The organism is Paenibacillus sp. D9, assembly GCF_001188365.1.
GTDB classification, from domain to species: Bacteria; Bacillota; Bacilli; order Paenibacillales; family Paenibacillaceae; genus Paenibacillus_O; species Paenibacillus_O humicus.
This window is the reverse complement of sequence record NZ_JZEJ01000001.1, coordinates 1,543,766-1,555,873: the sequence shown is the minus strand read 5'-3', so window position 1 is coordinate 1,555,873 and position 12,108 is coordinate 1,543,766. Positions and strand designations below refer to the sequence as shown.

Below are 12,108 nucleotides of genomic sequence, written 5' to 3'. Positions count from 1 at the left end.
TGTCTGCCTGCTCGGCTGCATTCGGCTTAGGAAGAGGAAGAATCCTCCAGACTCCAATCGGACATACTAGAGGTCGAACGGACGAAAGTCCAAGCCTCTTTTTCGCGTCGAGAAAGCAAAGCAGCCGGAAGAAGAGAGGACGTCCAGGAAAACGAACGGAGGCGGGGCATGGGCGAAGACAAGCGCAGGGAAGAACGGGCTGAGCTCGAAAAAAGCAGCCGGCTCGAGGATCGGCTGGAGAAGATCGCAATGGATCTGGAACGCTCTCAAATGGCCGGATACGTGGATCTGCTCAATCGGCCGCTGTCGCTCATATGGCGCAACGTCGTCGCCGGCATCTCCAGAGGGGTCGGGTACGCGATCGGGCTGACCGTATTTGCCGCAACGATATTGTACATCCTTCAAGCCCTCGGCCAGCTGAATCTTCCCATTATCGGCGACTACATCGCGGATATTGTCCGAATCGTTCAGATCCAGCTGGAGGGCAAAAACGGCTATCAATAACATTCAAGCGTTCATTCGTCGAAGGAGGAACGGACCGGAATCATTCCGATGAGGCAGAATTCAGGCGGTTTCGGCCTGTCGAATCGGACGGAGCTGCGGCAGGCGGCGGCGAAGGGCTGCAGGCTTCGCAGCCTTCCGACTACTCTTCCTCTCCGAGCTCCTCGCCTTCTCCTTGCTCCATGTACTGCTTGTACTCCCGATTCCGGACAACAGAGACATGCGTGCCGGTAATATCGGTAGCGAGGAAGCTCTCCAAAGGCTCCACGTACCCGTCGTTCTCGCCGGCCTCACTGCCCACGTTGTCGTAGCTGTCTCCTGGAATCTCGGCCATGGCCGGGGAGTCGGCATTGCCCCAGCGCTCGACGATCTGCCAGGCGTCCTCGCCGTCGAAGCCGTTGTACGCGTCGTCGTCCTTGTCGGACTGGCCGAAGGGCATCGGCAGCAGGGACAAGGCGTCGGAACGGCTGTGCGACACATGATCGCGCGGCGCATGATCGATGCAGTAGCGGGTATCGGGCAGCGCTTCAAGACGCTCCGTGGGAATATCGGCGCCGCACTGGATGCAGGTTCCATACGAGCCGTCCTCCATCGCGGCAAGCGCGGATTCGACCCGGACCAGCTGCATGTCCTGCTTGTCCTGGAGCATGAGATCCTTCTCGCGCTCGAACATTTCCGTGCCGATATCTCCCGGATGGTTGTCGATCGTGGACAGCTCGCCCGTCTCGTCCCGGAGGGAATTGAGCAGGCCGTCATGCTGGGTTTCCTTGCGCAGCAGTTCCAGCTCCTGTTTTTCTTGGATCAGCCGCCCGCGCATGCGGGCAAGAAACGAGTCGGAATGAGGCATCGTTTGACACACACCTTTCACAGATATATCGATACTAGTGTGGTCGATTATCGTCTCGATTAGAGATGGGCTTCTATGGAAACGGCACGGCCGCCTCCGCGGTGGCTCCTTGCTGAAGCGATATGCTACAATGGGACGGATGAGGAGGGAATCGCTTGAGGCTCAAAGGGTATTCATATTGGTTGGCGCTCGTCGTCATCGTTTTGGACCAGCTCAGCAAATGGGTCATTTCCAGCCGGCTCGAGCTGTACGAGCAGCTTAAAGTAATCGGGAATTTTTTTGTCATCACATCCATCCGCAATACGGGGGCGGCCTTCAGCATTCTGGAGGGCAAGCGCGCCTTCTTCCTGCTGATCACGCTCGCCGTGGCGGCAGGCATCATGTGGTACATCCACCAAAGCCGGAAATCGGGGCGGACGCTGCTGCTGACGGCGCTCGGACTCGTGCTCGGAGGAGCTCTGGGCAACTTCATCGACCGTCTCCTGTACGGACATGTCGTCGATTTCCTCTCCTTCAACTTCGGCTCCTATTCGTTCCCGGTATTCAACCTGGCGGATACGGCCATCACGATCGGAGTCGGGCTCATCATTCTCGATACCTTCCTCGGCGAGCGGCGCAATGCCGCTTCTCCGGAAGCGGATCAGCCCGGCGCAAGCGACAGCACGAGCGGCGCTTAATCGGCGACTACCAACAATGAAGTAAGGACTGAATCACGCATGAATGAAGAAACCACTATCAACCCAAGCGTCTCCGGCCTCGACGAGGAGCATGGGGCCGAGCCTGTCCTGGAATGGACGGTCGCAGCCGAGGACGCCAAGACGCGTCTCGACAAGTTCATTACGGACAAGGTGAACGACCCTTCCGTTTCTCGCACTCAGGTGCAGGAATGGATCGCCTCGGGGGCTGCTCTCGTAGGCGGGCGCCCTGCGAAAGCCAACTACAAGCTCTCCGAAGGCGATCTGCTGCAGGTTGCCGTACCCGAGCCTCAGGCCGCTGAAATCGTGCCGGAGGATATTCCTTTGGACATTGTCTACGAGGACGGAGACGTCATCGTCATCAACAAGCCTCGCGGCATGGTCGTGCATCCGGCTCCCGGCCATTCGTCCGGCACGGTCGTCAATGCGCTGATGTTCCATTGCAAGGATCTGTCGGGCATCAACGGCATGCTGCGCCCCGGAATCGTCCACCGCATCGACAAGGATACGTCCGGCCTGCTCATGGCGGCCAAAAACGACCTTGCCCATCTGTCGCTGGCGGCGCAGCTCAAGGATCACAGCGTCACCCGCAAGTACATCGCCCTGGTGCATGAGAACATGCATCACGACATCGGCACCATCGACGCTCCGATCGGACGCGACGACAAGGACCGCAAAATGTTCACCGTCACGACAAAAGGCAGCAAGCACGCCGTGACGCACTTCAACGTGATCGAGCGGCTCGGCGACTATACGCTGCTGGAGCTTCAGCTGGAGACCGGCCGCACGCATCAAATCCGCGTCCATCTCAAATATATCGGGCATCCGCTGGCGGGAGACCCGGTATACGGACGCGCCAAGACAGTCGCTCTGGCCGGCCAGGCGCTCCATGCCGCTGTGCTCGGATTCACGCATCCCCGTACGGGAGAGCGGCTGCAGTTCGAAGCGCCGATTCCCGACGATATGCAGCATGTGCTGCACAGCCTGAGAAACCGTTGATTTTTCCCTGCCGGGATGAAGTCAATTGCGCAGCAATCTGTGCCGGGCGAGAGGCAATTAATGCAAACATTTCTCGAAATGCTCTATTAAAACCACTTCCACGCTGAGCTATGCTGGATTGTAGCCGGCAGCCGGACGAGCGGCATCGCGACCTTCGACCGGGGCCTATCATACAGGACGAAAGGTGATTCCATTCCATGACTCAAATCAACTCCAACTTCCTCAATCTGCAGGGCAGCTACCTGTTCTCGGAAATTGCCAAGCGCCGCACAAAGTTCATCCAGGACAATCCGCAGGCGGAGATCATCAGCCTCGGCATCGGCGACGTGACCCGCGGGCTCCCGGAGGCCGTCACCAAGGCGATGCACGCTGCCGTCGACGAGCTGGCTGTTCCGGGCACCTTCCGCGGCTACGGCCCTGAGCAGGGCTATGATTTCCTCGTGAACGCCATCATCGAGAACGACTACAAGGCGCGCGGCGTGGATATCAAGTCCAATGAAGTATTCGTCAGCGACGGCTCCAAATGCGATGTCGGCAACATCCAGGAAATCTTCAGCACGGACAGCATCGTAGCCGTTCAGGATCCTGTGTACCCTGTGTACGTCGACACGAACGTCATGGCGGGCCGCTCCGGCCTGTTCGACAGCGGAATCGGCCGCTACGAGAACATCGTCTACCTGGACTGCACGGCGGAGAACGACTTCAAGCCTTCCCTGCCGGACCGCAAGGTGGACCTGATCTATCTGTGCTACCCGAACAACCCGACCGGCATGACGCTGACGAAGGACGAGCTCAAGGTATGGGTCGACTATGCGCGCGAGAACAACTGCCTCATCCTGTTCGACTCGGCGTACGAGGCTTTCATTACCGAAGCAGACGTTCCGCACAGCATCTATGAAGTCGAGGGCGCGCGCGAAGTCGCCATCGAGTTCCGCAGCTTCTCCAAAACGGCCGGCTTCACGGGAATCCGCTGCGCCTACACCGTCGTGCCGCGCGAGCTCAAGGGCTTTGACAAGGACGGCAGCGAAGTCGTCGTCAACGACCTGTGGAACCGCCGCCACACGACCAAATTCAACGGCGTCTCCTACGTGACCCAGCGCGGCGCGGAAGCGATCTACTCCGCTGAAGGCAAGGATCAGATCTCCGGCCTCGTCGATTATTACATGACGAATGCCCGCATCATCCGCGACGGTCTGGCCTCGCTCGGCCTTGAAGTGTTCGGCGGCGTCAACGCTCCGTACATCTGGCTGAAAACGCCTAAGGGCATGGATTCCTGGGCGTTCTTCGACAAGCTGCTGTCGGAAGCGAACATCGTCGGCACGCCGGGCGTCGGCTTCGGCCAGAGCGGTCAAGGCTACTTCCGCCTGACAGCGTTCGGCAGCCGCGAGAACACGGAAAAAGCGGTTGAGCGCATCCGCAATCTCAGCCTATAATATCCCAAAGACCGGAAACCCCCGTTGTATTTATACACAACGGGGTATTTTTATGCAAAAATATCGTTTTTAGCGGTTGACTTCCTCGCTGGCGCATGGGATAATCAGTACCGATAACGGCAGTACCTTTAACTCAGTCCAGAGAGGCTGGCAAGGTAGCGTGAACAGCAGCCGCTGTCAGGAAGAAGATCACATCGGCATCCGGCGCGAGCGGCCGGGACGAAGCGAGGTGCGTGGCCCTGCATGGCCATGCCCCTGGCTTGTCCTGCCGCGCGGCCGATCATGCCCTCTTCTCCCTGCGCGGCTTCTAAAACTCTCTCCTTGCTGATGTACCCGGCAAGGAGAGTTTTTTTTGTCCCGCTGACAGAGGATAAGCCTAACGAATCGGACCGGTCCCAACCGGCCGGAAGGAGCAGCAGCCCCATGATCCTGAACGAGAAACGAGCCATCATGGACGACACGGCCATCCGCCGTGGACTCACCCGGATTTCCCACGAAATCGTCGAAAAGAACAAGGGCATCGAGAACTGCGTGCTGATCGGCATCCGCACCCGCGGCGTCTACCTGGCGCGCAGGATCGCCGAACAGATCCGCGAAATCGAAGGCACGCCGGTCGCTTGCGGCGAGCTCGACATTACGGGATACCGGGATGACCGGCGCGTCGAAGGAGAGACGATCCGCTTCGCGACGACAGACGGAGCCGGCAACGCGCTTCTGATCCACGACAAGCGTGTCATCCTGTTCGATGACGTCCTGTACACCGGACGCACGATCCGCGCGGCGATGGACGCCTTGATGGATCAGGGCCGGCCGCAGTCGATCCAGCTTGCCGTGCTCGTGGACCGCGGACACCGGGAGCTGCCGATCCGTCCCGATTATGTAGGCAAGAACGTGCCAACCTCCAAGGAAGAGAACATCCGCGTAGCGCTGACTGAAGTGGACGGGGAAGACATCGTGACAATCATTCATCAAGGAGGATGAGCGGATATGACGGCAATACAGCTGATGCAGAGAAGCCTGCTCGGGCTGAAGGGGATGGGCCGGGAAGAGATCGAGTCCATCCTGTCGAGGGCGGCCTACTGGGAGCAGCAGAGCGTGAAGGTCGGCGATGCGCTGGCAGGGCGCTTCGTGGCGAATATGTTCTTCGAGAACAGCACCCGCACGCGATTCAGCTTTGAAGTGGCAGAGAAGCGCCTCGGCGCCGAGGTGCTGAACTTCTCCGCTGCGGTATCGAGCGTGCAGAAGGGCGAATCCATCTACGACACCGTAAGGACGCTGGAGTCGATGGGCATCGATGCGGGCGTCATCCGGCTGAAGCCGGCCGGCGTGCTGCAGGAGCTCGCGGAGCGGATCAAGGTGCCTCTCATCAATGCCGGCGACGGCAACAACGAGCATCCCACGCAAGCGCTGCTGGACATGTACACGATGCGCCAGCAGTTCGGCAGCCTGAGCGGACTGAGCGTTTCGATCATCGGGGACATCAAGCACAGCCGCGTCGCCAGATCGAACCTGATCGGCCTGCGGGAGATGGGCGCCAAGGTCAGCTTCTGCGCCCCCGGCAACATGAGGGCCGGCGAGCTGGACGCACCCTACATCGGCATCGAGGAAGCGATCCGGGCGGATGTCGTCATGATGCTGCGCGTGCAGCTGGAGCGGCATGAGGACGGGATGATCAAGTCGGCAGAGGAGTACCGGCAGCAGTACGGCCTGACGGTCGAGCGGGCGGCGCGGATCGCGCCTCACGCCATCATCATGCATCCGGCTCCGGTCAACCGGGACGTGGAGATCGACGGCGATCTGGTCGAGCATCCGCAGTCGAGGATTTTCCCCCAGATGCAGAACGGGGTTCCGGTGCGGATGGCGGTCATTGAACGGGCACTCAGAGGTTAACGGGACTCACGAGAGGAGATTGAACACATACATGGCATCCATCAAATGGGTAGTGAACGGCCTGATCTGGAACGACGCGGCCGGGGAGCTGGAGAAGAAGCATATCCGCATCGAGAACGGCGTCATCGCGGAGATCGTCGGAGGAGAAGCTCCGGCAGCCGCCTCGGACGAGGTGCTGGACGCTTCGGGCAAGCTGGTGTCGGCAGGCTTCATCGACATGCACGTCCATCTGCGCGACCCGGGCTTCACGCATAAGGAAGATATCGCCACGGGCACGCGCTCCGCGGCGGCGGGCGGCTTCACGACGATCGCCTGCATGCCGAACACGCGGCCTGCCATCGACACGCCGGAGACGGTCCGCTACGTGCTGGACAAGGCGCGCACGGAAGGCAACGGGGTCAAGGTGCTGCCTTACGCGGCGATCTCCAAAAACCAGCTGGGACGAGAGCTGACCGACTTCGCGGCGCTCAAGGAAGCCGGCGCGATCGGCTTCACGGACGACGGCGTCGGCGTGCAGCGCGCCGCGATGATGAAGGACGCGATGGCGCTGGCGGAGTCGATCGGCATGCCGATCATCGCGCATTGCGAGGATGACAGCCTCGTCGAAGGGCTGTACGTATCCGAGGGCAAATTCGCCCGCGACAACGGCATCAAGGGCATTCCGAACGAATCGGAAGCGATCCATGTCGGCCGCGACGTGCTGCTCGCCGAGGCGACCGGCGTCCACTACCATGTGTGTCATGTCAGCACGGAGCAGTCGGTCCGGCTGATCCGTCTGGCGAAGTCGGTCGGTGTCAAGGTGACGGCGGAAGTATGCCCGCATCATCTGGTGCTGAGCGACGAGGACATTCCGGGCATGGATTCCAACTGGAAGATGAACCCGCCGCTGCGGACGCCGCGCGACGTGGAGGCTGTGCTGCAAGGGCTGGAGGACGGCACGATCGACATGATCGTCACCGATCACGCTCCTCATGCCGAGGAGGAGAAAGCCCGCGGCATGCAGCTCGCGCCGTTCGGCATCGTCGGCTTCGAGACGGCCTTCCCGCTGCTGTACACGACCTTCGTCCGCACCGGCAAATGGACGCTCGGCTTCCTGCTCCGCCGCATGACCGAGATTCCGGCCTCCGTGTTCGGCCTCGACAGCGGCCGCCTGGAAGCGGGAGCGCCGGCCGACATCGCCGTTCTCGATCTGGAGAGCGAGCTTGCCGTCGAGCCCGAGAAATTCCATTCCAAATCCCATAACACGCCGTTCGGCGGCTGGAAGCTTCACGGTTGGCCTGTCGCCACCGTCGTGGGCGGCAGCGTCGTCTGGTCCAACCATACAGCTTAAGGAGTGATACGGATGCAAGCTAGACTGATACTTGAGGACGGAACCGTATTTGCGGGCCAGTCGTTCGGCGCCGAGACATCCAAACCCGGCGAGGTTGTTTTCAATACAGGCATCACAGGCTACCAGGAGGTTCTCTCCGATCCGTCCTATTGCGGCCAAATCGTCACGATGACGTACCCGCTCATCGGCAACTACGGCATCACCCGCGACGACTTCGAGACGGTCGCTCCGTTCATCCACGGCTTTGCGGTTCGCCGCCACGAGCCGGTGCCGAGCAACTGGCGCGCCCAGGTATCCCTCGACCGGCTGCTCAAGGAGCACGGCATCCCGGCGATCAGCGAGATCGACACCCGGATGCTCACCCGCAAGCTGCGCCACTTCGGCACGATGAAGGGCATGATCACGACGGGCAATGAGCGCGTCGAGGCGATCGTCGAGCAGCTGACCGGCGCATCCCTGATGACCGATCAGGTCGCCCGCACGTCGACGAAGCAGGTGTTCACGAGCCCCGGCTTCGGCGAGCGCATCGTGCTCATGGACTTTGGCGCCAAGAGCGGCATCCTGCGCGAGCTGACCAAGCGCGGCTGCGACGTCGTCGTCGTGCCGCATGACACGTCCGCGGAGACGATCCGCCGCCTGAATCCGGACGGCATCCAGCTGTCCAACGGCCCTGGGGATCCGCAGGACGTTCCTTACGCGGTGGAGACGGTGAAGCAGCTGCTCGGCGAGTACCCGATCTTCGGCATTTGCCTCGGCCATCAGCTGTTCGCCCTCGCCTGCGGCGCGGATACCGAGAAGCTGAAATTCGGCCATCGCGGCGGCAACCATCCCGTCAAGGAATTGGCCACCGGCCGCTGCTACATTACGAGCCAGAACCACGGCTACACCGTGCCCGAGGCGTCGATCGCCGGCACGCAGCTGACCGTGACCCATATCAACAACAACGACAAGACGATTGAAGGCCTGAAGCATAACGAATATCCGGCTTTCTCGGTCCAATACCATCCCGAGGCGGCTCCAGGGCCGTTCGATTCCAGCTATCTGTTCGACGAGTTCCTGGAGATGATCCGCACCCACCGCCGCAACAACCCGTCCAGACCGCGCCAAGCCCAGCTGTCGGATGCGTCCAAAGGAGAGCTGCTGTATGCCCAGAAATAATCTGCTCAAAAAAATCCTCGTCATCGGCTCCGGCCCGATCGTCATCGGCCAGGCCGCCGAGTTCGACTACGCCGGAACCCAGGCCTGCCAGGCGCTGAAGGAAGAAGGCTACGAGGTCGTGCTGATCAACAGCAACCCGGCCACGATCATGACCGACACGAACATGGCCGACAAGGTGTACATCGAGCCGATCACGCTGGACTTCGTGTCCCAGATCATCCGCCAGGAGCGTCCCGACGGACTGCTGCCGACGCTCGGCGGCCAGACCGGCCTCAACATGGCGGTCGAGCTCGCCCGCGCCGGCGTGCTGGAGCGCGAGAACGTCAAGCTGCTCGGCACGCAGCTGTCGGCCATCGAGAAGGCCGAGGACCGCGACCTGTTCCGCGACCTGATGCGCGAGCTGGAGCAGCCGGTGCCGGAGAGCGTCATCGTCACGACGGTCGAGGAGGCGGTCGACTTCGCGAACTCGATCGGCTATCCGATCATCGTGCGTCCGGCCTACACGCTCGGCGGCACGGGCGGCGGCATCTGCGCCACCGAAGAGGAGCTGCTCGAGACGGTATCGTCCGGCATCCGCTACAGCCCGATCGGCCAGTGCCTGATCGAGAAATCGATCGCCGGCATGAAGGAAGTCGAGTACGAGGTCATGCGCGACGCCAACGACAACTGCATCGTCGTCTGCAACATGGAGAACTTCGATCCGGTCGGCGTGCATACGGGCGATTCCATCGTCGTAGCGCCGAGCCAGACGCTGTCGGACCGCGAGTACCAGATGCTGCGCTCCGCGTCGCTCAAGATCATCCGCGCCCTGAACATCGAGGGCGGCTGCAACGTGCAGTTCGCGCTGGATCCGTTCAGCTTCCAATACTACGTCATCGAGGTCAACCCGCGCGTCAGCCGCTCCTCGGCGCTCGCCTCCAAGGCGACCGGCTATCCGATCGCCAAGATGGCGGCGAAGATCGCCGTCGGCTATACGCTGGACGAGATCGTCAACCCGGTAACGGGACAAACCTACGCCTGCTTCGAGCCGACGCTCGACTACATCGTGTCCAAAATTCCGCGCTGGCCGTTCGACAAGTTCACCGGCGCCAACCGGAAGCTCGGCACGCAGATGAAAGCGACCGGCGAAGTCATGGCGATCGGCCGCACGTTCGAGGAATCGATGCACAAGGCGATCCGCTCGCTTGAGATCGGCGCTCATCGCTTCCACCTGAAGGACGCGGCCGGCTTGTCCGACGAAGTGCTCCGCACCCGCCTGGCCAAACCCGACGACGAGCGCATGTTCCTCATCGCCGAAGCGTTCCGCCGCGGCTGGACGCTCTCCGACATCCAGGACATCACGAAGGTCGACTGGTGGTTCCTCGACAAGATCGAAGGCATCGTCGCCTTCGAGGACGAGCTTCGCCGCGCGCCCGGCCTGACCAAGGAGCTGCTGTACCAGGCGAAGCGCAAGGGCTTCTCCGACCGCTCGATCGCCGAGATCCGCCGCGAGGGCAGCCAGGCGACGATGACGACGGAAGCGGAAATCCGCTCCTTCCGCCACGAGCAGCAGCTGCGCCCGGTATACAAGATGGTCGATACCTGCGCCGCCGAGTTCGAAGCGACGACCCCGTACTACTACTCCACGTACGAGGTGGAGAACGAAGTGCTGGAGACGGACAAGGAGAAGGTGCTCGTGCTCGGCTCCGGCCCGATCCGCATCGGCCAGGGCATCGAGTTCGACTACTCCACCGTGCATGCGGTGTGGGCGATTCAAAAGGCCGGCTATGAAGCCGTCATCATCAACAACAACCCGGAGACGGTATCGACCGACTTCAGCACTTCGGACCGGCTGTATTTCGAGCCGCTGTTCTTCGAGGACGTCATGAACGTCATCGAGCAGGAGAAGCCGATCGGCGTCATCGTCCAGTTCGGCGGCCAGACGGCGATCAACCTGGCGGCTCCGCTGGCTGCGGCCGGCGTCCGGATTCTCGGCTCCAGCCTGGAGAGCATCGATACCGCGGAGGACCGCAAGAAGTTCGAAGCGCTACTCCGCAGCCTGGACATCGCACAGCCGGAAGGCAGCACGGTGACCAACCTCGAGGAGGCTGTCGTAACGGCTGGCCGCCTCGGCTATCCGGTGCTGGTCCGTCCTTCCTACGTGCTCGGCGGACGCGCGATGGAAATCGTCTACTCCGACGAGGAGCTGGTCGGCTATATGGCGGAAGCGGTGAAGATCAATCCGGAGCATCCGGTGCTGATCGACCGCTACATGCTCGGCAAGGAAGCCGAGGTCGACGCGATCTGCGACGGCGAGACGGTCGTCATTCCCGGCATCATGGAGCATGTGGAGCGCGCAGGCGTCCACTCCGGCGACTCCATCGCGGTCTATCCGCCGCAGTCGCTGTCCGCGGAGATCAAGCAGCAGATCGTCGACATTACGATCTCGATCGCCAAGGCGCTCAAAGTCGTCGGGCTGGTCAACATCCAGTTCGTCATCCATAACGACAAAGCCTATGTCATCGAAGTCAATCCGCGTTCCTCGCGCACGGTTCCGTTCCTCAGCAAGGTGACCAACCTGCCGATGGCGAATCTCGCGACGCGCGCCATTCTCGGCACGAAGCTGGCCGAGCTCGGCCATGTCGACGGCCTCTGGCCGGAGGACAGCTTCGTCTCCGTCAAGGTGCCGGTATTCAGCTTCGCCAAGCTGCGCCGCGTCGACCCGACGCTGACGCCGGAGATGAAGTCGACCGGCGAGGTCATGGGCCGCGACGAGCAGTATGCGAAGGCTCTGTACAAAGGCCTCATCGGCGCCGGCATGAAGATTCCGCTGCAAGGATCGATCATCGCCACCGTCGCCGACAAGGACAAGGAAGAAGCGATCGAGCTGCTGAAGGGCTTCTACGCCATCGGCTACAAGATCATCGCGACCGGCGGCACGGCCGAGTCTCTGGAGAAAGCGGGCATCATCGTCGAGCATGTGAACAAGCTGAGCGAGGGATCTCCGAACATCCTCGACCTCATCCGCAGCGGCAAGGCGCAGTTCGTCTTCAATACGCTCACCAAAGGCAAGACGCCGGAGCGCGACGGCTTCCGCATCCGCCGCGAGGCGGTCGAGAACGGCGTCGTCTGCATGACGTCGCTCGATACGGTCCGCGCGCTGCTGAAGATGCTGGAGACGATCAACTTCAGCTCCAATCCGATGCCGGTGCTGCAATAATTCCATGATGCACGGCCAGCCTCGCGGCTTGTCGCCGGAACGCCTCCTGCGGAGGA

Annotated in this window: 10 protein-coding genes; 9 read left to right on the top strand and 1 reads right to left on the bottom strand. The window is 61.5% G+C overall.

Translation table 11 applies throughout. The annotated features are described in order from the left end of the window. Window positions 1–168: 168 nt before the first annotated feature. Window positions 169–504: a DUF5665 domain-containing protein gene (locus tag VE23_RS07275; protein ID WP_048748556.1), complete on the top strand. Its 336-nt coding sequence runs from the start codon at window positions 169–171 to the stop codon at window positions 502–504. A 139-nt stretch (window positions 505–643) separates the two neighbouring features. Here VE23_RS07275 and VE23_RS07270 read toward each other — a convergent pair whose 3' ends face one another. Beyond that, complete coding sequence (locus VE23_RS07270) at window positions 644–1,348, bottom strand: TraR/DksA C4-type zinc finger protein (protein ID WP_048748555.1); 705 nt, start codon at window positions 1,346–1,348, stop codon at window positions 644–646. A gap of 155 nt (window positions 1,349–1,503) precedes the next feature. On the opposite strand from VE23_RS07270, the gene lspA reads away from it, so the two are divergent. The 8 genes from lspA to carB all read left to right on the top strand — a co-directional run bounded on the left by lspA (window position 1,504) and on the right by carB (window position 12,052). After that, window positions 1,504–2,025, top strand: a complete 522-nt coding sequence (lspA, locus tag VE23_RS07265; protein ID WP_048748554.1) for a signal peptidase II — start codon at window positions 1,504–1,506, stop codon at window positions 2,023–2,025. A 39-nt stretch (window positions 2,026–2,064) separates the two neighbouring features. Continuing rightward, on the top strand, window positions 2,065–3,042 hold the full coding sequence (locus tag VE23_RS07260) for an RluA family pseudouridine synthase (RefSeq protein WP_021879789.1): 978 nt from the start codon (window positions 2,065–2,067) through the stop codon (window positions 3,040–3,042). A 197-nt stretch (window positions 3,043–3,239) separates the two neighbouring features. After that, a complete protein-coding gene (locus VE23_RS07255) occupies window positions 3,240–4,475 on the top strand; it encodes an LL-diaminopimelate aminotransferase (protein WP_049867664.1) in 1,236 nt (411 codons plus the stop codon). A gap of 426 nt (window positions 4,476–4,901) precedes the next feature. Further along, the gene (pyrR, locus tag VE23_RS07250; protein WP_049869659.1) at window positions 4,902–5,456 is read left to right on the top strand and encodes a bifunctional pyr operon transcriptional regulator/uracil phosphoribosyltransferase PyrR; all 555 of its coding nucleotides are present in this window, start codon (window positions 4,902–4,904) and stop codon (window positions 5,454–5,456) included. A 6-nt stretch (window positions 5,457–5,462) separates the two neighbouring features. After that, window positions 5,463–6,365, top strand: a complete 903-nt coding sequence (locus tag VE23_RS07245) for an aspartate carbamoyltransferase catalytic subunit (protein WP_049867663.1) — start codon at window positions 5,463–5,465, stop codon at window positions 6,363–6,365. Window positions 6,366–6,396: 31 nt separating this feature from the next. Further along, the gene (locus VE23_RS07240; protein WP_049867662.1) at window positions 6,397–7,695 is read left to right on the top strand and encodes a dihydroorotase; all 1,299 of its coding nucleotides are present in this window, start codon (window positions 6,397–6,399) and stop codon (window positions 7,693–7,695) included. A gap of 12 nt (window positions 7,696–7,707) precedes the next feature. Then, a complete protein-coding gene (locus VE23_RS07235; protein ID WP_048748552.1) occupies window positions 7,708–8,853 on the top strand; it encodes a carbamoyl phosphate synthase small subunit in 1,146 nt (381 codons plus the stop codon). After that, complete coding sequence (carB, locus tag VE23_RS07230; protein WP_049867661.1) at window positions 8,840–12,052, top strand: carbamoyl-phosphate synthase large subunit; 3,213 nt, start codon at window positions 8,840–8,842, stop codon at window positions 12,050–12,052. Before VE23_RS07235 ends, carB begins: the two co-directional genes overlap by 14 nt. Window positions 12,053–12,108 lie beyond the last annotated feature (56 nt).

Coding starts and splice junctions, on each gene's coding strand:
- VE23_RS07275 (WP_048748556.1), top strand. CDS start 169: ATGGGCGAAGACAAGCGCAGGGAAGAACGGGCTGAGCTCGAAAAAAGC.
- VE23_RS07270 (WP_048748555.1), bottom strand. CDS start 1,348: ATGCCTCATTCCGACTCGTTTCTTGCCCGCATGCGCGGGCGGCTGATC.
- VE23_RS07260 (WP_021879789.1), top strand. CDS start 2,065: ATGAATGAAGAAACCACTATCAACCCAAGCGTCTCCGGCCTCGACGAG.
- VE23_RS07255 (WP_049867664.1), top strand. CDS start 3,240: ATGACTCAAATCAACTCCAACTTCCTCAATCTGCAGGGCAGCTACCTG.
- VE23_RS07245 (WP_049867663.1), top strand. CDS start 5,463: ATGACGGCAATACAGCTGATGCAGAGAAGCCTGCTCGGGCTGAAGGGG.
- VE23_RS07240 (WP_049867662.1), top strand. CDS start 6,397: ATGGCATCCATCAAATGGGTAGTGAACGGCCTGATCTGGAACGACGCG.
- VE23_RS07235 (WP_048748552.1), top strand. CDS start 7,708: ATGCAAGCTAGACTGATACTTGAGGACGGAACCGTATTTGCGGGCCAG.
- carB (WP_049867661.1), top strand. CDS start 8,840: ATGCCCAGAAATAATCTGCTCAAAAAAATCCTCGTCATCGGCTCCGGC.